Origin of the sequence: Gordonia westfalica (genome assembly GCF_900105725.1) — a bacterium.
Classification (GTDB): Bacteria; Actinomycetota; Actinomycetes; order Mycobacteriales; family Mycobacteriaceae; genus Gordonia; species Gordonia westfalica.
Map to the genome: position 1 here is coordinate 4,078,323 of NZ_FNLM01000034.1, position 21,556 is coordinate 4,099,878.

At 66.1% G+C, this 21,556-nt stretch carries 20 protein-coding genes; 11 read left to right on the forward strand and 9 right to left on the reverse strand.

The features are described 5' to 3' along the window. Positions 1 to 24: 24 nt before the first annotated feature. Positions 25 to 1,176 (reverse strand): DUF475 domain-containing protein, encoded by a 1,152-nt coding sequence (locus BLU62_RS24155; protein WP_074852404.1) that lies wholly within the window; start codon positions 1,174 to 1,176, stop codon positions 25 to 27. Between the two features lie 143 nt (positions 1,177 to 1,319). Continuing rightward, positions 1,320 to 1,895: a TerD family protein gene (locus BLU62_RS24160; RefSeq protein WP_006361063.1), complete on the reverse strand. Its 576-nt coding sequence runs from the start codon at positions 1,893 to 1,895 to the stop codon at positions 1,320 to 1,322. 339 nt (positions 1,896 to 2,234) lie between these two features. On the opposite strand from BLU62_RS24160, the gene BLU62_RS24165 reads away from it, so the two are divergent. Then, the gene (locus BLU62_RS24165; protein ID WP_074852405.1) at positions 2,235 to 4,241 is read left to right on the forward strand and encodes an aconitate hydratase; all 2,007 of its coding nucleotides are present in this window, start codon (positions 2,235 to 2,237) and stop codon (positions 4,239 to 4,241) included. A 3-nt stretch (positions 4,242 to 4,244) separates the two neighbouring features. Here the strand turns inward: BLU62_RS24165 and BLU62_RS24170 are convergent, their stop codons facing one another. The 3 genes from BLU62_RS24170 to BLU62_RS24180 all read right to left on the reverse strand — a co-directional run bounded on the left by BLU62_RS24170 (position 4,245) and on the right by BLU62_RS24180 (position 6,715). Further along, positions 4,245 to 4,556, reverse strand: a complete 312-nt coding sequence (locus BLU62_RS24170; RefSeq protein WP_425284584.1) for a hypothetical protein — start codon at positions 4,554 to 4,556, stop codon at positions 4,245 to 4,247. A 296-nt stretch (positions 4,557 to 4,852) separates the two neighbouring features. Continuing rightward, on the reverse strand, positions 4,853 to 5,944 hold the full coding sequence (locus tag BLU62_RS24175) for an inositol-3-phosphate synthase (RefSeq protein ID WP_074852406.1): 1,092 nt from the start codon (positions 5,942 to 5,944) through the stop codon (positions 4,853 to 4,855). A 57-nt stretch (positions 5,945 to 6,001) separates the two neighbouring features. Continuing rightward, positions 6,002 to 6,715, reverse strand: coding sequence for a PadR family transcriptional regulator (locus BLU62_RS24180; protein WP_074852407.1), 714 nt, complete (start codon positions 6,713 to 6,715; stop codon positions 6,002 to 6,004). A gap of 220 nt (positions 6,716 to 6,935) precedes the next feature. Here BLU62_RS24180 and BLU62_RS24185 point away from each other — a divergent pair, with 220 nt between their 5' ends. From BLU62_RS24185 to BLU62_RS24205, 5 genes are all read left to right on the forward strand, one after another. Beyond that, positions 6,936 to 7,328: a DUF5318 family protein gene (locus tag BLU62_RS24185; RefSeq protein ID WP_074852408.1), complete on the forward strand. Its 393-nt coding sequence runs from the start codon at positions 6,936 to 6,938 to the stop codon at positions 7,326 to 7,328. A 129-nt stretch (positions 7,329 to 7,457) separates the two neighbouring features. Next, positions 7,458 to 9,818: a transglycosylase domain-containing protein gene (locus tag BLU62_RS24190; RefSeq protein WP_074852409.1), complete on the forward strand. Its 2,361-nt coding sequence runs from the start codon at positions 7,458 to 7,460 to the stop codon at positions 9,816 to 9,818. Continuing rightward, positions 9,748 to 11,436 carry a glycosyltransferase family 87 protein gene (locus BLU62_RS24195; RefSeq protein WP_425284585.1) on the forward strand — a complete coding sequence of 563 codons (1,689 nt, stop codon included), beginning with the start codon at positions 9,748 to 9,750 and terminating at the stop codon, positions 11,434 to 11,436. Before BLU62_RS24190 ends, BLU62_RS24195 begins: the two co-directional genes overlap by 71 nt. 72 nt (positions 11,437 to 11,508) lie before the next feature. Next, positions 11,509 to 12,450 carry an 8-oxoguanine DNA glycosylase OGG fold protein gene (locus tag BLU62_RS24200; RefSeq protein WP_074852410.1) on the forward strand — a complete coding sequence of 314 codons (942 nt, stop codon included), beginning with the start codon at positions 11,509 to 11,511 and terminating at the stop codon, positions 12,448 to 12,450. A 36-nt stretch (positions 12,451 to 12,486) separates the two neighbouring features. Next, positions 12,487 to 12,894, forward strand: coding sequence for a hypothetical protein (locus BLU62_RS24205; protein WP_074852411.1), 408 nt, complete (start codon positions 12,487 to 12,489; stop codon positions 12,892 to 12,894). Between the two features lie 11 nt (positions 12,895 to 12,905). Here BLU62_RS24205 and BLU62_RS24210 read toward each other — a convergent pair whose 3' ends face one another. Both BLU62_RS24210 and BLU62_RS24215 read right to left on the reverse strand, forming a co-directional pair. Continuing rightward, entirely contained in the window at positions 12,906 to 13,484 is a 579-nt protein-coding gene (locus BLU62_RS24210) for a GNAT family N-acetyltransferase (RefSeq protein WP_074852412.1), read from the reverse strand. A gap of 1 nt (position 13,485) precedes the next feature. Next, on the reverse strand, positions 13,486 to 14,940 hold the full coding sequence (locus tag BLU62_RS24215; RefSeq protein WP_074852413.1) for a hypothetical protein: 1,455 nt from the start codon (positions 14,938 to 14,940) through the stop codon (positions 13,486 to 13,488). 262 nt (positions 14,941 to 15,202) lie between these two features. Here BLU62_RS24215 and rpsF point away from each other — a divergent pair, with 262 nt between their 5' ends. The 4 genes from rpsF to rplI all read left to right on the forward strand — a co-directional run bounded on the left by rpsF (position 15,203) and on the right by rplI (position 16,950). Then, positions 15,203 to 15,484 carry a 30S ribosomal protein S6 gene (gene rpsF, locus BLU62_RS24220; RefSeq protein WP_004020660.1) on the forward strand — a complete coding sequence of 94 codons (282 nt, stop codon included), beginning with the start codon at positions 15,203 to 15,205 and terminating at the stop codon, positions 15,482 to 15,484. 116 nt (positions 15,485 to 15,600) lie between these two features. Beyond that, on the forward strand, positions 15,601 to 16,119 hold the full coding sequence (locus tag BLU62_RS24225; protein ID WP_005194110.1) for a single-stranded DNA-binding protein: 519 nt from the start codon (positions 15,601 to 15,603) through the stop codon (positions 16,117 to 16,119). Between the two features lie 98 nt (positions 16,120 to 16,217). After that, a complete protein-coding gene (gene rpsR, locus BLU62_RS24230; RefSeq protein WP_074852414.1) occupies positions 16,218 to 16,475 on the forward strand; it encodes a 30S ribosomal protein S18 in 258 nt (85 codons plus the stop codon). Positions 16,476 to 16,494: 19 nt separating this feature from the next. Then, entirely contained in the window at positions 16,495 to 16,950 is a 456-nt protein-coding gene (rplI, locus tag BLU62_RS24235) for a 50S ribosomal protein L9 (RefSeq protein ID WP_074852415.1), read from the forward strand. A 235-nt stretch (positions 16,951 to 17,185) separates the two neighbouring features. Here rplI and BLU62_RS24240 read toward each other — a convergent pair whose 3' ends face one another. Continuing rightward, on the reverse strand, positions 17,186 to 17,851 hold the full coding sequence (locus tag BLU62_RS24240) for a hypothetical protein (RefSeq protein ID WP_074852416.1): 666 nt from the start codon (positions 17,849 to 17,851) through the stop codon (positions 17,186 to 17,188). Between the two features lie 572 nt (positions 17,852 to 18,423). On the opposite strand from BLU62_RS24240, the gene dnaB reads away from it, so the two are divergent. Then, entirely contained in the window at positions 18,424 to 20,661 is a 2,238-nt protein-coding gene (dnaB, locus tag BLU62_RS24245; RefSeq protein ID WP_074852417.1) for a replicative DNA helicase, read from the forward strand. On the opposite strand, the gene BLU62_RS24250 is transcribed toward dnaB, so the two are convergent. After that, complete coding sequence (locus BLU62_RS24250; RefSeq protein ID WP_159441578.1) at positions 20,658 to 21,452, reverse strand: integrase core domain-containing protein; 795 nt, start codon at positions 21,450 to 21,452, stop codon at positions 20,658 to 20,660. The two genes, dnaB and BLU62_RS24250, sit on opposite strands and share 4 nt — an antisense overlap. Positions 21,453 to 21,556 lie beyond the last annotated feature (104 nt).

A 21,556-nucleotide genomic window follows, 5' to 3' on the forward strand; every position in this document is an offset into this window, starting at 1 on the left:
AGCGAAGCGACGAGCCTCGAAGGGCTACACCTCGACCTTCTCCTCCTCGCCCTTCGCGGCGAGTCGGTTCCGGCGAACCACACTGGAGATCAGGGCCGCGATGATCAGCGCGACACCGATCAGGCCGGTGATGATCTCCGGCACGTGGGTGCCGATCGAGTACAGCAGGATGAACGCCAGCGCACCGATGGCCCAGTGCGCGCCGTGCTCGAGGTACACGTACTCCGAGAGCGTGCCCTTGCGGACGAGGTACACGGTGAGCGAACGGACGAACATCGCGCCGATGAGGCCGAGGCCGAGGGCGATGATGATCGGGTCGGCGGTGATGGCGAACGCGCCGATGACGCCGTCGAACGAGAACGAGGCGTCGAGCACCTCGAGGTAGAGGAACAGGAAGAATCCTGCCTTACCGGTGGCCTTCGCAAGGTCGGACGGACCCTTGCGGCCGTTCTCCTCGACTGCTGCCTTCTCGGCCGAATCCGTACCCGGCTCTGCTGCCTCGTCGTGTTCTTCGGTCTCGACGTTGAAGTACTCGCCGAGTCCGTTGACCAGGATGTAGGTGATCATGCCGAGTGCGCCGGCGATCATGACCGTCGACCGCTCGTCGGCCGGTGCGATGTACGTCGCGGTGAGCACGAGGAGAGTGATCGCGATGACGACCTCGAGCATCTCCAGCTTGCCGATCTTCTCCAGCGGCCGCTCGATCCACGACAGCCAGGTGATCTCCTTCTGTTCGAAGACGAAGCCCAGGAACAGCATCAGCAGGAACATGCCGCCGAAGGCAGCGATCTGCGGGTGGGCGTCGGTGATGATCGTCTCGTAGCTGGGATCACCGTTGGCGAAGTACGCCGCATCGTTGGGCGGCGGGTTCAGCGCGAGGTCCAGTGCGTCGACCGGGTTGAGTCCCGACGCGAGCCACACGATGACCAGCGGGAACACCAGACGCATACCGAAGACGGCGATCAGGATGCCGATGGTGAGGAAGATCTTCTGCCAGAACTCGCTCATGCGGCGAAGGATCGTGGCGTTGATGACCGCGTTGTCGAAGGAGAGTGAGATCTCGAAGACACCCAGGATCGCCGTCAGGATCAGCGCTTCGACGCCGCCATAGAGGAACGCGATGATCAGCGACACGATCGTCACGACGACCGAGAGGCCGAAAATTCTTACTACCACTGGATGGTGGCCTTTCTGAGGTGTTCAAGGGACCGCTGCCGACGGCGACGTCGGAGGGTGAAGACACGAGGATGCCGCACCCACTCTAGGAGAGGTGCGGCATCCACGGGAATCTGCTGCGGGACAGCCGGCGAAAACCGGGGTCAGACGTTCACGCCGAAGTCGCGGGCGATACCCGCGAGCCCCGATGCGTAGCCCTGGCCGACGGCGCGGAACTTCCACTCCGCACCGTTGCGGTACAGCTCGCCGAAGACCATCGCGGTCTCGGTGGAGGCGTCCTCGCTCAGGTCGTAGCGGGCGATCTCGGAGCCGCCGGCCTGGTTGACGACGCGGATGAATGCGTTGCGGACCTGCCCGAACGACTGCGAACGCGCATCGGCGTCGTAGATCGACACGGGGAAGACGATGGAATCGACCTCCGGCGGCACGGCGGCGAGGTCGACCTTGATGACCTCGTCGTCGCCTTCGCCCTCACCGGTCAGGTTGTCGCCGGTGTGCTCGATCGAGCCGTCGGGCGAGCGCAGGTTGTTGAAGAAGACGAAGTGCTGGTCGGACAGCACCTTCTTGTTGGCGCCGAGCGCGATGGCGCTGGCGTCGAGGTCGAAGTCGGTGCCGGTGGTGGTGCGGATGTCCCACCCGAGGCCGACGGACACCGCGGTCAGTCCCGGGGCCTCCTTGGTCAGCGAGACATTTCCACCCTTGCTCAGGCTCACGCCCATGAGATTGTGCCTTTCTGTTGGTACGTGGTCTGGTGATGTCCGATTCGTCCGGGGTTCAGACGCTCGGAGCAACCGACAACACTCTATGTGAAGCGTGTGTCGGGGTCACTGGGTCGGATGGATGACCTGCGGATTCCCGATTCGCGACTTTCCCGCCTCTGACACGCGGGGCGCGTGCGGGTGCCGGACCCTGGCGTGTGACGGTCATCGCTGAGACCATGGGAAACAGTCCGAGCGAGAGCGCCAGGTGTGTCGCGGTGTCGACAACCCGGACAGGTTCTGACGTCGGTTCAGTCCCGAGCCAGTGTGGCTCGGACGTGAGCCGATAAGGAGTGTGCGATGCCCGCCCAGAACGTTGCCCGCAAGCTCATCGAATCCCATCTGGCGGCCGGGGACATGACCCCGGGCGAAGAGATCGCGATCCACATCGACCAGACCCTCACCCAGGACGCCACCGGCACGCTGGTCATGCAGGAACTGGAGTCTCTGGGTCTCGACCGCGCCCGGACCGAGGCGAGTGTCCAGTACGTCGACCACAACCTGCTGCAGACCGACGAGAAGAACGCAGAGGACCACGAGTATCTGCGCACTGCGTGTGAGCGCTTCGGGCTGTGGTTCTCCAAGCCGGGCAACGGTGTCTCGCATCCCACTCACATGCAGCGGTTCGGCATACCGGGAAAGGCGATGGTCGGGTCCGACTCGCACACGCCGGCGGCGGGATCGCTCGGGATGCTCGCGATCGGGGTCGGCGGACTCGAGGTGGCTCTCGCCATCACCGGTCGCCCGCTGAACATCCGGATGCCCGAGATCTGGGGTGTCCGGCTGGAAGGCGAACTGCCGGAGTGGTGTTCGGCCAAGGATGTGATCCTCGAGATGCTCCGACGCCACGACGTGAAGGGTGCCGTGAACCGGATCATCGAGTATCACGGTCCCGGGCTCGCGGGTCTGACCGCGATGGACCGCCACGTGATCGCGAACATGGGCGCGGAACTGGGCGCGACGACGACGGTGTTCCCCAGCGACGACGCGGTGCGCGAGTTCCTCCGCGCCGAGGACCGCGAAGGCGACTGGACCGAACTCGTCGCCGACGACGGGGCGACCTACGACGCCGAGGAGACCATCGATCTCACCGAGATCGTCCCGCTGATCGCGAAACCTTCGTCACCCGGAGACGTCGTTCCGGTCAGTGAGGTGGTGGGGGAGGAGATCTCGCAGGTGGTGATCGGGTCGAGTGCCAATCCCGGCCTCCGCGACTTCGCGATCGCCGCAGCGATGGTGGCGGGGAGGCAGACGTCAGCCGATGTCAGCTTCGACATCAACCCGACGTCACGGGAGATCCTCACCGACCTCACCAAGATGGGGGCCACCACCGATCTCGTCATCGGCGGCGCGCGGATCCACCAGGCCGGCTGTATGGGCTGCATCGGCATGGGGCAGGCGCCCGCGACCGGGCAGAACCCGCTGAGGACGATGCCGCGCAACTTCCCCGGACGGTCGGGCACCAAGGACGACAAGGTATGGCTGTGTTCGCCGGACACCGCAGCCGCGTCGGCGCTCACCGGCGTGATCGCCGACCCCCGCGACTGGGCCGCCGACAACAAGGTCTCCTACCCGGAGCTCGACCTGCCGCAGGAACATTCGGTCAACACCGCGATGATGGTCCCGCCGCTGCCGCCGGAGGAAGCCGCGAAGGTCCAACCGGTGAAGGGCCCCAACATCTCCGATCTACCGGACCTGGACTCGCTGCCCGATGTCGTCGAGGCCCCGGTCCTGCTGAAGGTCGGCGACAACATCTCCACCGACGACATCTCGCCCGCCGGCGCGAAAGCTCTGCCGTACCGGTCGAACATCCCCAGGCTCGCCGAGTTCTGTTTCACGCGCATCGACGACACCTACACGGACAGAGCACGATCCGCGGACACCGGCCACATCATCGGAGGTGACAACTACGGACAGGGCTCATCACGCGAACACGCGGCGATCGCGCCTCGCCACCTGGGCCTCCGGGTGGTGATCGCGAAGTCGTTCGCCCGCATCCATTGGCAGAATCTCGCGAACTTCGGTGTGCTGGCAGTGGAATTCGTCGATCCGGCGGATTACGACACCGTCGAGCAGTACGACACCCTCCGGCTCGAGAATCTGCGGGATGCCCTGGGTGCCGATGACGTCCTAACCGTCCGCAACGTGACCAAGGTCCGCAATGTCGAAGTCCGGCACCGACTCTCGAAGCGCCAGGTGTCCGACGTCCTGGCCGGCGGACTCATCCCGCGGCTCGCCGCCGAGGAACATCCCGACGAACATCGAGCCGAGGAGACCGTGTTGCAGGACAGCGGCGAGATCAGCTGAGCGTCAGCGCACGTACCCGGTGAGCTGATAGGTCTCTGGCGGGGCGGTGATCGACGAGTAGAGCGAGACCTGCGTGAACGCGCCCTGCTTCGGCGCGAACAGCCAGATGCCGACCGGGTACGACGCCACCTTGCCGGCCGCGCAGCTCGGCTTGCAGAGCTTACGGTTCTCGGTACCGAAGCCTGCCGCGAACGTGTCGGTCCACGCGAGCCAGGTGACGTTCGTGACGATTACGCCGGCGTCGCCGCAATAGATCGACGAAAGGGTTTGGGGCTGAACGAGTTTCGCCCCGTCGCAGCCGCCGACCACGGTCACGGTCGGCGTGGGGGGACGGTGCAGCAGCGGCCGGTCCGACCCCGGACAGCCCGAGTATGACGACGACACCCGAGACAGCCACTGCGACACATGCCTTGATCAGTTTCGAAGCCATTCCGGTCGTCTCCTCGTCGCTCGTCCAGCAGCCGGTGATCCGACGACCCATTGTCGGCCAAGGGCGATGAGGTCACGGGCGGATTCGCCGAACATGTCGCCCGAAACGACGACGTCCCCGCCGGATCGTGAGGGTGTACCTCACGAATCCCGACGGGGACGTGTGAATCGTTCTCCGAGGATCAGGCCTCGACGATGAACGCCTCGAGCTGCTGGCGCGCGACGTCGTCGGCGAGCTGCTTCGGCGGCGACTTCATCAGGTAGGCCGATGCCGGGAGGATCGGTCCGCCGATGCCGCGATCCTTGGCGATCTTGGCGGCGCGCACGGCGTCGATGATGATGCCGGCCGAGTTGGGGGAGTCCCAGACCTCGAGCTTGTACTCCAGGTTCAGCGGCACGTCACCGAAGGCGCGACCCTCGAGGCGGACGTAGGCCCACTTGCGGTCGTCGAGCCATGCGACGTGGTCCGACGGGCCGATGTGGACGTTCTTGTCCTCGACCTTGCCGGCGAGCGAGCCGGTCAGGTTGGAGGTCACGGCCTGGGTCTTCGAGACCTTCTTGGACTCCAGGCGCTCGCGCTCGAGCATGTTCTTGAAGTCCATGTTGCCGCCGACGTTCAGCTGGTAGGTGCGGTCGAGGGTGACGCCGCGATCCTCGAACAGCTTCGCCATCACGCGGTGGGTGATGGTGGCGCCGACCTGGCTCTTGATGTCGTCGCCGACGATCGGGACACCGGCGTCGGTGAACTTCTGGGCCCACTCGGGGTCCGAGGCGATGAAGACCGGCAGAGCGTTGACGAACGCCACATTGGCGTCGATGCAGCACTGTGCGTAGAACTTGTCGGCCTGCTCCGAGCCGACCGGCAGGTAGCTGACGAGGACGTCGACCTCGGCGTCCTTGAGGGCCTGGACGACGTCGACACCCGAGCCGTCGGCCTCGGTGATGGTCTCGAGGTAGTACTTGCCGAGACCGTCGAGGGTGTGGCCGCGCTGGACGGTGACACCGGTCGGCGGCACGTCGGCGATCTTGATGGTGTTGTTCTCGCTCGCGAAGATCGCGTCGGACAGGTCGAAGCCGACCTTCTTCGCGTCCACGTCGAACGCGGCGACGAACTCGACGTCGCGGACGTGGTACGGACCGAACTTCACATGCATCAGGCCGGGAACGCTGGAGTTCTCGTCGGCGTCCTTGTAGTACTGCACGCCTTGCACCAAGGATGAAGCGCAGTTTCCTACGCCCACAATGGCAACGCGCACCTTATTGGGCTCACCCATGGTCGGGCTCTCCTTCTTGTTGCGGCGTCGCAGACCTTTGCTGCGCCACCGGTGTTTTCACTTGCTCGGGTGCCCGAGCTGTTCGTCCCGGCTCTGCGTCGAGTCCGGTTCTGGCAATTCGTCATCGGATCGTCCGATGCCGGCGTCCGGCCCCGGATCGACAGGTGACTGTTCGGTTCCGGCGTCGTCCCGAGCGGTGTCGTCGGAATCGAACGTGTCGGAATCGAACGGACTTGGAGTCCCGTCTCGCTGTTGGGAGCTCTCGGCGGCGATCAGCTCGTTGAGCCAGCGGACCTCCCGTTCGCTGGACTCGAGGCTGAGTTGATGCAACTGGCGAGTGTAGCGATCGACCGCCCGGTTGGACCGTCCGACGATCTCCCGCAACCCTTCGCGGCGCTCCTCGACCTGCCGGCGACGGCCCTCGAGGATGCGCATGCGCGCAACTGCGGGAGTCCGGCTGAAGAACGCCAGATGCACACCGAAACCATCGTCGGTGTAGTTCTGCGGCCCGGTGTCGGCCACGAGCTCGGCGAACCGAGCGCGACCGGCATCGGTGAGCTGGTACACCCGACGCCCACGACGAACCTTCATGCCCGAGGGCGCGTCGGCTTCGTCGATGAGACCGTCGGCCTGCATCCGACGCAGGGTCGGATACAGCGAACCGTAGGAGAAGGCACGGAAGGCTCCGAGGAGACCGGTGAGTCGCTTGCGCAGCTCGTATCCGTGCATGGGGGATTCGAGGAGCAATCCGAGAATCGCCAACTCGAGCACTGCGTCACCCCCTCCGGTTCATACGATGTGTCGGAACGTGCTGACAGCGCAACACCTCGCTCCGATGTGTTTGCCAATGTATCGCACCGATATAACCGTGTCCACGACCAGGGTCGGTCGAGCAAGGTACACCGCGCGCCGCCGGGCGGCGACCCGACTCGCGCCGGCGCCCGGACCCGTCGCGCCGACGTCGAAGGTGTGACCACGTACGCTTGAACCCGTGCAACGCCAGATCGTCGACTACGCCCTGCAGCGGCGCGCTCGGCTGTCCTCGGTCCACGCGGGCCGGACCGCCGTGGCCGAGGTGTGCGATGCGAGTCCGTATCTTCTGCGCGCGGCGAAATTCCACGGTCGGCCCAGCGAAACGATGTGCCCGATCTGCCGAAAAGAGCAGGTCACGCTGGTTTCCTGGGTGTTCGGCGAACGGCTTGGCCAAGTCAGCGGCTCAGCGCGGAGCACCGAGGAGATCGCCCGGCTGGCGACCACCGCCGAGGAGTTCTCGGTGCACGTCGTCGAAGTGTGTCGGACGTGCAGCTGGAACCATCTGGTGCAGTCATACGTTGCCGGGCTGCCGCCACAGACCACGCGTCGAACCCGACGCGTGGCCAAGTAGCGCGCTGGCCTGCGGTTTCTTGCCGTGGTCCCAGGTGTGCTGTCACAGTGGAGTGGCACGAGGCCAGAGAGTGAGACCGAGTCAGCGGTGTGTGTGACATGCCGCACGGCCCGGTAGGAAAGGTGGACGATGAGCGAGGCGTACGGTTCTTCGCCCACACCGCGCGGTACCGGACCCCGTCCGGGTCGCAACGGTGGCGGTAACAACGGTCGAGGCAGCAGGCAGGCCGCGGAGATGCGGCACAAGCGATTTGCGTGGGCACTCGGCGCCATCGGCGCCATCGTCCCGGCCATCGTGCTGGTGTTGATCGTCGCATTCGCCTTCACCTATTTCACCGCGGAGATCCCCGAACCCGAGGTCAGCCAGAAGGCCACGATCGTCGACACCTCCGGCCGCACCCTCGCCGACATCACCCAGCCCGACGGCAACCGTCAGGTGGTGCCGTTCGACGAGATCCCCGAGACGATGATCCAGGCGATCGTCGCCGCCGAGGACCGCGAGTTCTGGACCAACAACGGCTTCTCGCCGCGTGGTCTGTCCCGCGCCGCCATCGGTCAGATCACCGGCAACCAGTCGGCCGGCGGTGGTTCGACGATCACCCAGCAGTACGTCAAGAACGCGATCGTCGGCGACGAACGCAGCTTCGATCGCAAGTTCAAGGAACTCGCGATCGCGGCCAAGATGAACGAGCGGCACGGCTGGTCCAAGGAGAAGATCCTCGAGGCCTACCTCAACACCATCTACTTCGGCCGCGGTGCCTACGGCGTCGCCGTGGCCACGCAGAAGTACTTCAACAAGTCGATCACCGACAAGGCGCGGGCCAAGAGGAATCCGCTGACCTTCGAGGAAGCGGCTCTGCTCGCCGGGGTCATCCGCGCCCCGTCCTACTACGACCCGGAGAACAACCGCGAGGCGACCGAGGCCCGCTGGCGTTACGTGCTCAGCGGGATGGTCGCGACCGGTGCGATCACCAAGCAGCAGGCCGACAACGCGGTCTTCCCCAAGACCATCAAGCCGCGCGTCAGCGGTGGCGACGAGACGCCGGGCCCCAACGGTTTGATCAAACGTCGTGTGCTCGAAGAACTCACGAGCGTCGGCATCACCGAGAAGCAGCTGCAGACCGGTGGCCTCAAGATCAGCACCACCATCGACCCACAGGTGCAGAACGGCGTCGTCCAGGCGGCCTGCCGCAAGAATAAGATCTACAAGTGCCCGAACGGCCAGCTGAACGGCGAGCCCGACGATCTCCTGGCATCGGTGGTGTCCGTCGACCCGCAGAGCGGGGCGGTGCGCGGTTACTACGGCGGTGACAACGCCGGTGGATGGGACCTCGCACAGGCGGGTCTGCAGACCGGATCGTCGTTCAAGGTCTTTGCGCTCGTCGCGGCGCTCGAGCAGGACATCCCGCTGTCGAAGACGTACAGCTCGGCGCCCTTCGAGGCCAGCGGTGGACTCACGGTCGAGAACTCCGACGGTGAGAGCTGCGGAACCTGCAACCTCGCCACCGCGATGAAGATGTCGCTGAACACCGTCTACTACCGGCTGATGATGGACCTCAAGCGAGGCGCCGAGGACGTCGCCGATGCGGCGCACCGCGCCGGCGTCGCCGAGTCCTTCGGCAACATCGAGAAAACCCTCCAGGAGGCGAACGGCTCGCCCGAGGGTGGTGTGGTCCTGGGCCAGTACCAGTCCCGCGTCATCGACATGGCCTCGGCGTACGCGACCCTCGCGGCGTCCGGCGTCTACCACGAGCCGTACTTCGTGCAGAAGGTCGTCGACTCCGAGGGGCAGGTGCTCTTCGAGCGGAAGTCCGAGGGCAAGCGCGTGTTCCCGGCCAAGGTCGCCGACAACGTGACCGCGGCGCTCGAGCCGATCGCGGCCTACTCCAACGGCAACTCGCTCTACGACTCGTCGCTCGGTTCGCGCCCGTCGGCCGCCAAGACCGGCACGGTGCAGCTCGGCGACACCGGCAAGAACAAGGACGCGTGGATGGTCGGGTACACCCCGCAGCTGTCCACGGCGGTCTGGGTCGGCACCAACGACGGCACGGCGCTGACCAACTACAACGGCGCCTCCATCTACGGCAGTGGCCTGCCCTCGCAGATCTGGAAGGCCGCGATGAACTCCGCCCTCGAGGGCAAGGAGATCAAGGAGTTCCCCGAACCCGAGGCCATCGGCGGCGTCGCCGGTGTGCCGTATGAGGCGCCGGCGACGACCTACGCGCCGTCGACCCGCTCACGGGGTCCGGCCTCCGCGCCGACGTTCGAGATCCCCGAGCAGGGCGGCGACGGCAATCTGACTCTCGCCCCCGGCGTGACCATCCCGATCCCGGGTGCACCGCGCGGTGGTGGCGGCGGCAACTCGCCGGGCGGAGCGGATTCCGGTGGCGCCGATACGCCGGGCGGTGGAAACTCGCCGGGTGGCGGCGGAGGAAACCAGCCCGACGGTGGTGGGGACGGCGGAGGAATCCCTGAACCGCCGGTCGGCTGACCAGGGCACCTCGTCGGACTCCGCCGACGCCGACACTGCCTGGGACAGCCCTGCACCTCTTGCGCCGGATGAGCGCATCGACGCCGAACGCGTACTCCCGACGCGCACCGACAACCTGGTCCGCGAGGCGAGCTCACTCATCGGCGGACCGGTCGGCGCCCACGCCGTCATCGGCCGAAGCCGGCATCTGACGCCTCTGCGAGTGCTGTTCGCCCTCGCCTTGTGCGGGTTGGCGCTCGGCTGGTTCGGCAAGGCCGGCTGCCTGCAGCAGGCGCCCCCCGACGATGGTTCAGCCGGACGTCCGGGCGCGGAGATGCGGCTCGACTGGGACGACCAGCGGCAGTTCACCAACCTCTGCTACAGCGACGTGATCAGCCTGTACGGGGCGGAACGGCTCAACACCGGAGCGCTGCCCTACCGGGACTTCTGGTTCCAGGAGGGCTCCGACGGCCAGACCATCAAGCGCTACATGGAGTACCCCGTGCTCACCGGGATGTTCATGTACGGCGCCGCGCAGCTGACTCGTGGCTGGGTGTGGGCCGAGGAGAACTGGGGCGTCCCCGGCGCGCTCGACGTCGTGCTGTTCTTCACCGTCGTCGCGCTGGGTCTGGCACTGTTCTGGCTGGTCACGATCTGGGCGACGGCCCTCACCGCGCGCGCCCGGATGTGGACGGTCTGGCTGGCGGCGCTGTCGCCGCTGGTGTTCGTCCACGCCTTCACCAACTTCGACACCATCGCGACGGCGGCCGTCGCGGTCGCGTTGCTCGCGTGGTCGCGAGACAAGCCGTGGATCGCGGGTGTGGCCATCGGTATCGGCGCGGCGGCCAAGCTCTATCCGGCGTTGCTGCTGGTTGTCCTGGGTGCGCTGTGTCTGCGGACCGGCCGGATCCGCGAGTTCGGGGCGGCTGCCGCGGCGGCTGTCGCCTCCTGGCTGCTGGTCAACCTGCCGATCCTGATCCCCTATCCGAGCGGGTGGTGGGAGTTCTTCAGGTTCAACGCGGACCGCTCGGCCGATGCCGACACCATCTACCGCATCCTCGCCGACACGCTTGGTTTCACATGGAACATCAATCTTCTGAACGCGCTGTCGGTCGGGCTGACGGTGCTCGTCCTGGTGGCGGTCGCCGTCATCGGCCTGTGTGCGCCGCACCGCCCGCGCGTTGCACAGTTGGCGTTCCTCGCGGTGGCCGGCTTCCTGCTGGCCAACAAGGTGTGGAGCCCTCAGTACTCGCTGTGGCTCGTGCCGCTGGCAGTTCTGGCGATCCCGCACACCCGTCTGTTGCTGACGTGGATGACGGTCGACGCGCTGATCTGGATTCCACGCATGAGCCTGTTCCTCGATCAGGAACGACGCTGGCTGCCCGACCAGTGGTTCACCACCGCGGTCGTGGTCCGGGGGCTGATGGTCATGGTGTTGTGTGCGGTCGTGATCTGGCAGATCTGGCATCCCCAGGAGGACCTCGTCCGGCGCGGAAACGACGGTCGTTGGTACGACGATCCGGCCGGTGGTGTGTTCGACGGCGCACCGGACCGCATCCGGTTACGCCTCCCGTCGCGGCTCGTGCGGCGGCGCGCCGAAGTCGAAGTGGCCGAGACGGTTTCGGCCGGGAGCCCGTGAGCTGACGGCGCCGGCCGAGTCGGCGTATCAGAAGGAGGGAACCGAACTCCGCGTCGGCGCGTCCAATCCAGCATGAATCCCTCACAACTAGCTGTTCCCGACGACCTCATCGACTGGCTCGCCGACGGCGATCGCGCGGCCGAACTCCTGACCGATTCCGTCCTGGTCGACCAGCAGTGGTGGATCGACCATCTCGCCGAGTTCGACATGCCGAACACGCTGCACGGCAGCAAGATCGGCAGAGAAGACCTGTTCGCCCTCGGCGCCGTCGCCGGCGAGTCCCCGGACGATGCAATCGCGCTGTTGTGGAACGTCGTCGCATTCTGCCTGGGCCGTCAGAACGCAGACGGGAAGAAGCGGATCGCCGCCGTGGCCGCAGATCGCAAACGTCTCGGCCGACTCCTCCAGGAGGCCGCGCTGGCTAGTCGCGACGACCCCGGCGCGGCGTACGCGATGCTGCGACCGGACAAGGGCGGCAACACCATCGAGAAGCTCGGCCCGGCCGGGTTCACGTGGTACCTGTACTTCGCGGGGGCCGGCGATCCGAAACATCCGAGCCCGGTACTCGAGGCCAAGGTCGGCCGGTCATTGCGGCGTGCCGGTTGGAAGGGCCTGCGCGACGGCGTCTGGACCGCCGCCGACTACTTGACCTATTCCCGGATCGTCGACCGCTGGCGCACGGAGGCCGGGATCGATCGCAACGACGTCATCGTGCGCGGACTCTTCGCGATCTCGCCGCCGAGCGGATGGGACCATCCGTGGCAGGCATGGGAACGCCAGACCTGGGAAAAGGCGAACTGGGTACGCGGCCCCTTGTCCACCGACGATCTGCGCATCATCCACCGCTGGTTGTGCACTCTCTCCGCCTTGGCGCCGAGATCCGCTGAGGCGCAGAGCGAATTCAGGCAGTTGGGTCACAAGATCAGCCAGGCGCTCAATGGTGAGGTCAGTGAGATCTACGACGGGTTCGACGAGGATCGCGTCTACGGCAGCTACATCGGTCGGCGAATTTGAAGGTTGACGCACCCTCGGCGTGGGTATTGTCGGGACATGGCTGAGCGTGGCGAACAGGTCCCGGACTCGACCGCCGAGGCGGTCGGCAAAGTGGGTGAGGCGCTCGAGTACGTCGAACGCGCCCGCGGTCACCTCTACAGCTTCCACCAGCTCATCGGGCACGCGGATCTTCTGCTCGGGGAGGCCGTGGACTCGCTACGTGAAGACGGGCACGCCGACATCGCGGACATTCTCGCAACAGAGATGGTCGGACGCAATGTCATCAACGGACGCTGGACATTTCAGGTCGTCGAGGAATTCGACGACACGTACTGGCACCCGTTCCGTGCGCATACGGAACGGGTGCGCAACGAGTTGACCGACGGAGAACGGCATCTGCACGAGGCGCGGATGAAAGAAGAGCGCCGGACGCACGGCCATCCCGACCACTCGAAGGAGCCATGACGCCCGGCGTGTCAGCCAATCCGTTGTAGCAGTGCGGCTTTCGCGTCCGACCACTCGTCGTCGGTCATCGAGTAGAGCGCGGTGGTCCGCCACCCGTCGCCGAACCGCCGGTGTTTGCGGAGCAGTCCCTCGAACCGGGCGCCGAGCTTCGCGATGGCGGCGCGGGACTGCGCGTTGTGTTCGTGGGTGTGCCAGGTGATCCGCACGGCGGCGCAGTCCTCGAAGGCGCGTCGCAACAGCAGGTATTTCGCGGTCGGGTTGACCGTCGTGCCCTGGACGCGTTCGGCGTAGAAGGTGTACCCGATGCACGTGGTGAGGTTGGGCTCGTCGATGTCGTAGAAGCTCGTCGACCCGACGATCGAGCCGTCGGTGTTGTCGACGACCGCGAATGCCACACGGGCGTCGGGTCTGGCGTTCGCGGTCTCGATGAAGCGTCGGGCAGACGCGAGGTCGACGGGCACGCCGGCAGACCAGCGGAACCGGGCCGGGTCCCCGACCACTCGCGCGAGCGCGGGTGCGTCGTCGATGGTCAACGGCCGCAATGTGACCCGTTCACCGACGAGCGGACCAGCGCCCAGCCATGAACTCATGTCAGGCCCTGCCCGGAGCCGGTACCGGCCGAGTTGACTGTTTGTCGGGGCGATCGACGTGCGCGCCGTCGCGGACCGTCATCCACGCGAGCGGTTCACGCAGCGGGGTGCGGACCAGCGTGCCGATCAGGTAGACGAGCAGCAACGCGTGCACCCAGACCGAGCCGGCGACACCGGTGAGCACCCACCAGGGGAGGGGATCGCCGGCGTCGCGGATGGGGAACAGGCGGAAGATCGTCAGATCGAGTGCGATGTCGGTGAGCAGGTACACGGCGATGACCTGCCATCGCACTCGCATGAGCACGAAGAATGGGAGAATCCAGAGCGTGTACTGCGGTGAGTGCACCTTGTGGAACAGCATGAACCCGGCGAGCATCGCCCCACTGACGCCGATCCAGGGGAACACGCAGATCCGCTCGTAGTGTCTCCACCCGAGGTACATGGCCACGGCGAAGCTCGCGAGGATCAGCAGCGGGGAGATGACCCCGACGAGGGAGTGGTAGGTGTCGGTGGTCCCGGTGAGGTAGCGCAGTCCCCAGTACCAGATGGAGTTGGTGTCGACGTCCGCACGACGCCGGCCCTGGAACGTCAGCGCCGCTTTCCAGCCGTCGAATCCGAGGACCATGAACGGCAACTGGATCGCGACCACGGTGATGACCGCGGCGGCCGCGACCCAGGCCGCGCCGACCCAGTCGAGGCCGCGCCGCCCGGCGCGCCGCAGTCCGCCGGCGCCTCCGGTCAGGACGTAGGCCGCCAGCGGCAGCACGAAGATCCCGGGATACAGCTTGAGGCAGAAACCGATGGCCAGCAGGACCGCGGCCATCACGGCGCAGGCCCGCAACGGAAGTCTTCGTCGGCCCGTGTCGGGGTCGATCGAACCGCCCCACGTCATCACCGCGATCGCGGCGACCGCGGTCGCCACCACCGGCAGCTCCCAGTTGTGGAACGAGTACAGGACCAGCGGGGGAGTGGCCGCCCACAGCAGCGCCCACCATCGGACCATGAGGGCGAGCATCACCGTGATCGCAAAACCGAACGGGGCCAACAACAATGCGGTCTGTGTGAAGAACTCTGAGTCGGTGTGGGCGCCGATCGCGCCGACGTACATGAACAGTCCGGACAGCACCGGGTATTCGACGACCCCGCCGAAGAGCGTGCCGTCGTCGGTGATCCCCCCGTGGATGTAGGGGAACACGTGGTTGTTGATGTCACGTCCGAGCCACAGGTACATCAGATCCGAGTAGCAGGGGATCAGACCGCCCGGATCGCCGGCGGGCCAGTTGGCGCTGCGCCCCTGGGCGTCGAACGGAGCCCCGCCGCAGCGCGCCTTGACCACGTAGCTCCAGAACATCGTCGCCGCGGTCGCCAACACCGTCACCGCCACGATGAGCGCGGTCTCGCCGCGCCCGGACAGCCACGTGATCCGTCGAGGCGTACTGGTCCGCGGCTCCGACATGGCCAACAGAGTAGGTCGTCGCGTCCGAGCCCTGCTCCGTGAGGTGTGAGGAGCGCAAGCGACGAGCCACGACCTCTGCTCCCTGAGGTGTGAGGAGCGCAAGCGACGAGCCACGAAGGGCGAGGCGACCCCGGTGCTCCACGACCTCGGATTTCCTGGAGAACGTCCTGGTCATGTATCTTGGACCGGTTGCCGACGCAGGCGACCCTCCTGCCACGGACAGTCCGTGGCCGACCTAGCCCATAGGAGGTGATGTGGTCTTATGCGTCACTACGAATTGATGGTCATCCTCGATCCGAATCTGGACGAGCGCACCGTCGCACCCTCACTCGATACTTTCCTCAATGTTGTCCGCAAGGATGGCGGTTCGGTGGATGGTGTCGACATCTGGGGCAAGCGCCGTCTTGCTTACGAGATCCTGAAGCACAACGAGGGCATCTACGCCGTCATCGATCTCAATGCCGAGCCCGCCACGGTTACCGAGCTCGACCGTCAGCTGAAGCTGAACGAGTCGGTACTGCGCACCAAGGTCCTGCGGAAGTAATCCACAGGGTTCCTTGAACGTCTGAAGACGTCGGTACCGGGTTCTAGGGTTGACCCAGGAAATCCCGGTGCATGTCGATCAGCGAGTGCCCACCAACGACCCGAGGGGAAACACACATGGCAGGCGACACGGTCATCACCGTCATCGGCAATCTCACCGCCGACCCGGAACTGCGGTTCACGCCGTCCGGAGCAGCGGTTGCCAACTTCACGGTGGCTTCCACCCCGCGCACCTTCGACCGTCAGACCAATGAGTGGAAGGACGGCGAAGCGCTGTTCCTCCGCTGCAACATCTGGCGCGACGCCGCGGAGAACGTGACCGAAAGCCTGACCAAGGGTTCCCGGGTCATCGTGCAGGGACGGCTCAAGCAGCGGTCCTACGAAACCAAAGAAGGCGAACGACGCACGGTCGTGGAACTCGAGGTCGACGAGATCGGCCCCTCGCTGCGTTACGCCACTGCCAAGGTCAACCGCGCCTCACGCGGCGGCGGTGGTGGCGGCGGATTCGGATCCGGTGGCGGCGGCGGTAGCCGCGGCGGCGGATCGAACCAGCAGGTCGCCGACGATCCCTGGGGCAGCGCGCCTGCCAGCAGCGGCGGATCGTTCGGTGGCGGGGACGACGAACCACCTTTCTGATATCTCCCGGGACACACGCTCACGTGTGAGCGGTCTCGGAAAGCCTCGGGCACGGCAGTGACCGATCCCGAAGAAGCATTGACTGGAGCAATACACATATGGCAAAGGCAAAGGCCAGCCGGAAGCCTCGCGTCGAGAAGGTCACCAAGACCAAGGCGTGCAGCTTCTGCAAGGACAAGAAGGCCGACATCGACTACAAGGACACCGCGCTTCTGCGTCGTTTCCTGTCCGACCGCGGCAAGATCCGTTCGCGTCGCGTGACCGGTAACTGCGTGCAGCACCAGCGCGACGTCGCCGTGGCCGTCAAGAACTCGCGTGAGGTGGCCCTGCTGCCCTTCACCTCGACCAGCCGATAAGCGGAAAGGATCAGTTGACATGAAGCTCATCCTCACCGCCGCCGTGGAGAACCTCGGCGAGGCCGGCGACATCGTCGTGGTCAAGGACGGCTACGGCCGCAACTACCTGCTGCCCCGCGGCCTGGCCATCAAGGCCACCCGCGGCGCCGAGAAGCAGGTCGAGGGCATCCGCCGTGCGCAGGAGGCTCGCGAGGTTCGCGGTCTCGAGCACGCCAACGAGCTGAAGCAGGCCCTCGAGGGCCTCGCCGCGGTCTCGCTGGACGTCAAGACCCACGACTCGGGCAAGCTCTTCGGTTCGGTCACCGCGGCAGACGTCGCCGGTGCCATCAAGACCGCAGGCGGCCCCGTCGTCGACAAGCGCAACGTCGTGCTGCCCAAGGGTCACATCAAGGCCACCGGTAGCTACCCGGTCACCGTCACCCTGCACCCGCAGGTTGAGGCGACCGTGCAGCTCGCGGTCGTCGCCGCAAGCTGACCCCAGCGTCGAACACACAAGGCCGGGTGGAAGAGATTCCACCCGGCCTTGTCGTGTCTGTAGCCGAGTTCGAACTCTGTCGAGGGATCGACGCGACCCCCGCTCCCTGAGGAGCGGCCGGAGCTTGCGGAGGCCGCGTCACGAAGGGCCCCCGCCGACCGAGTGGCGACGACTCACCCCCGCCGGCCGAGTAGCGACGACCGAGCGCAGCGAGGACGCCGCGTATCGAGGTCCCCTACTTCGGCGCAGGCGGGTTGGCGGGCAACTGATTCCAGTACTGCAGCCGCGGCGGCAGGTATTGCGGCGCGGGGTTCGCACTGTGGGCGACGGCGTTGTTGCCCGGGCCGAGAGTGTCCCAGGACGGGAAGAAGAACTTGTGCCACGCGGGCGTGAAGATCAGCGCCCGTTGACCGGTTCGGCAGGCGACGACGTCGCGGCGCGGGACGGTGCACGTGACACCGGCGATCGTGACGCGCTTGCCCACACCGAGAACCGGCGGCCGGAAACCGGTCTTGGAGCCGAAGCGATACGTCTGGTCTCGGTTGACCCACCATGGGCCCTGTTGGTCGGCCGAGATCGCGGCACCGGTCGCGGTGGGTGGGGCGGTCGCCGGGCGGCCCTGACAGCCGACGTAGCGGTATCCCTGCCCGATCTGGCACATCCAGCGGCCGGTCGTGAAGAACGAGCGCCCGTTGTCGTTGTAGGCGAGCGAGCGGAACGTCGTCGAATCGACCGGCTGGTAGCGCGACAGGTCGAACTCGACGGGCATCGTGGGGCCCGGAACGGCGCCGGCCGACGGCGCGCCGACTGCGATCCCGGCGGCCACCGTCAGCGCGGCGACCGCCCCGACGGTTCGACGGATGACCCCGGTTCCCAACCCCAACCTCGACACGATCGCCATTGCATCACATGCGCTGGGCTCCTTGTCGGCCAACTGCGGATAAGTCGGGCGACTGATTGCGCCCTGACGAGCTGTTACGCAGATCACTCGGGAAATTCACCAAACTGTTCGCCACACGTAGTTGAACGGCGCGCGCAACACGCCCACGGAACGACGCGCCGAAGAGTACCGAAGGAATTTCACTTTCTTGATTGTGGAAACAATCTGGTCCTCTGACCTGCGACAACATAGTTGTTCACAACCGAATTCCTCAGGTTGTCCACAACGGGTGCACAAACGGTCCCCCGATCACTCACACGTCGTCCACAAGTCCTCCCCAGATTCGCTAACAGTCCGGTTTGAGTCGTCGGGTCGGAGGTCTTAGTGTCTCGGCTCAGGTCTCGGTCCTGTTTCCGCGCGCTTGGTGGCAAGCTTTGTCGGCGCGACCCGATAGGAAGAGACGGATAGAGCACAGACAGAGCATGACGTCGACACCGGAGACTCGCGAGGTGGCCTGCCGGGGCCGACACCATTGAGGTCGTATCCATTCGCCCGGGGCGTATGGGTCGAGCGTTGCGAGAGGTTAGACACGCGTGGCTGTTGTGGATGACCGCGGGCGCGGTCCCGCCGCCGGTGACAAGGAGCGGGGCCGGGACTCCGACTCCCTCCCCGCCGAGGACTTCGGTCGGCAACCCCCTCAGGACCTTGCTGCCGAGCAGGCCGTGCTCGGCGGCATGTTGCTGTCCAAGGACGCGGTCGCCGACGTGGTCGAGAAGATCCGCACCGTCGACTTCTATCGTCCGGCGCACCAGGCCGTGTACGAGTCGATCCTCACCCTCTACTCCAAGGGCGAACCGGCCGACGCGGTGACCGTCGCCGCCGAACTCGAACGCGCGGGCGAGCTCAAGCGCATCGGTGGAGCCCCGTATCTGCACACCCTGATCTCCACGGTGCCCACGGCGGCCAACGCCGGCTATTACGCCGAGATCGTCGCCGAGAAGGCCATCCTGCGGCGTCTGGTCACGGCCGGTACGCGCATCGTGCAGTACGGCTACGCGGGCAACGACGGCCAGGATGTGGCGGAGGTCGTCGACCGCGCACAGGCCGAGGTGTACGAGGTCACCGAACGCCGGCAGGCCGAGGACTATCTCCCCCTCGAGGACCTGCTGCAGCCGACGATGGACGAGATCGACTCGATCGCCTCGCGCGGCGGTATCTCGCTGGGCGTGCCGACCGGCTTCGCGGACTTCGACAAGCTGACCAACGGTCTGCACCCGGGCCAGATGATCATCGTCGCCGCACGACCCGGCGTCGGTAAGGCCCTCGCCCTCGACACCCCGCTCCCCACGCCCGCCGGGTGGACGACGATGGGTAAGGTCGCGGTCGGCGACCAGCTGCTCGACGCCCACGGCCGACCTACACGCGTGGTCGCGGCCACCGACGTCATGACCGAACGTCCCTGCTACGAGGTCGAATTCAACGACGGCGCGCTGCTGGTCGCCGACGAACAGCATCAGTGGGCGGCCGAGATCGACGGTGAGCGTCAGGTCGTCACCACGGCGGGTCTGCGTGCGCACGTCGGGTGTGCGGTCATCCGCAACACCGCACCACTCGAGTTGCCGCGCAAGCGTTTCGCCTACGGTCCGTACACGGTTGCGGCGCTCGCGGGAATGGCGTTCGACGATCCCGAGATCAGCATGCGCATCGACGCCGAGGGCCCGGTGGATGTCATGACGTTGATGGCCGACCTTGGCGGACGGATTCCCTACGAGTACCTGCGCGGGTCCATCGCGCAGCGCCGTGCGCTGCTGGCCGGTCTGCTCGACGCGCGGGCCACCGTCGACGACGACGGCTGGATCACCGTGCCCGCCGCGACCCGGCACATGACCGCGGTCGTCGCCGATCTCGTGGCCGGCCTGGGCTTCAACTACAAGCGGTCGGCCACCGGCTGGCTGCGCGTCGACGCCGACGAGGACGTTTTCACCGTCCATCACAAGGCCATCCGGCACAAGGAACTTCGTCGCAAGGCCGGCGTTCGACGCGTCGTTGCGGTGCGTCCCGTCGACTCGGTCCCGGTTCGCTGCGTCGAGGTCGACAACGACGAGCACCTCTACCTCGCCGGCGAAGCGATGGTGCCGACGCACAATTCGACGCTGGCCATGGACTTCCTGCGGTCCGCGGCGATCGGCCACGGCCTCACCGCCGCCATGTTCTCGCTGGAAATGAGCAAAACCGAGATCGTCATGCGTCTGCTGTCGGCGGAGGCCAAGGTCAAACTCGCCGACATGCGTGCCGGCACCATGAGCGACGACGACTGGACACGCCTGGCCCGTCGTATGGGTGAGATCTCGGACGCGCCGTTCTTCATCGACGACTCGCCGAACCTCACGATGATGGAGATCCGCGCCAAAGCGCGTCGTCTCAAGCAGCGCCACGACCTGAAAGTCGTTGCGGTGGACTACATGCAGCTGATGACCTCGGGTAAGAAGGTCGAGTCCCGGCAGCAAGAGGTCTCGGAGTTCTCGCGTCAGCTCAAGCTGCTGGCCAAGGAACTCGAGGTCCCGGTGATCGCGATCAGCCAGCTGAACCGTGGTCCCGAGCAACGTACCGACAAGAAGCCTCAGGTCTCCGACCTTCGTGAGTCGGGTTCGCTGGAGCAGGACGCCGACATGGTCATCCTGCTGCACCGCCCCGACTCGATCGAGCGCGACGATCCTCGTGCCGGCGAGGCCGACATCATCGTCGGTAAGCACCGTAACGGCCCGACCGCCACGATCACAGTCGCGCACCAGTTGCACCTGAGCCGGTTCGTGGACATGGCGCGGGGTTAGTTGGAGTGACCTGACACGTTGTTGTCAGGCGGTGAGCCGGCTGATGGGCGGTTTTCGCCGAGTGCGGAGTGGCCTCGTTGAGTGTTGTATCGACGCAGGAATTGGTCAAGTGCGCGGTTGGAGGTCCAGGGGCGGGCGTAGGCCCATTCGTTGAGCAGGGTCCGGTTGAAGCGTTCTGCTTTTCCGTTGGTCCACGGGCGGCCGGGTTTGATGAACCTGCGCCGCAGTCCCCAGGCCGTGCACACCCAACCCCAGTTGGTGCCGCGCCGGTGGACCGGGGCGTTGTCAGTCAGTAGCCGCCGTGCCCCGCACGTCGTGGCCGGTGAACACCTCATCGCACGGTGCAAGAATCCTGCACTCGTGAGGTCTTTCTCGTCGGGCCGTACTTCGCTGTAGGCCAGCTGAGTGCGATCGTCGATCGCGGTGTGCACGTAGTCATAGCCGATCTTGGTTGTCTTGTGCCGGTTGGCAACTGAGATCGCCGCGTGACGGCCGTGCAGGCGCCACCCGCCGCCGGTGGGGATGCGGCCGAGCTCTTCGACGTCGACGTGGACCATCGATCCGGGAGTGCGGTGTTCATAGCGGTGGGGGTCGCGGCGCGAGGAGCGCACCACCTCACCGGTGATCGGGTCGATCGCGCTCAAGTGCGGCATTTGATGGCGTGCCGAGATCCGGCCCACTGTCGAGGCGTGCATCCCGAGCTCGGCAGCCAGCACGACCGCACCGCGCTTGCGGCGGCGGCGCAAGGCGAGCACGTTGCGCTCCAAGCGCTCAGTGGTGCGTCGGGGCATCTGGTGCCCGGTTCGGCACGGGTGCCGAACCGAGAAGATGCTCACGCACTGTCGGAGTCGAGCCATCGTCCGACACGCAGCGGCGGCGCTCTCGCACTGATTGC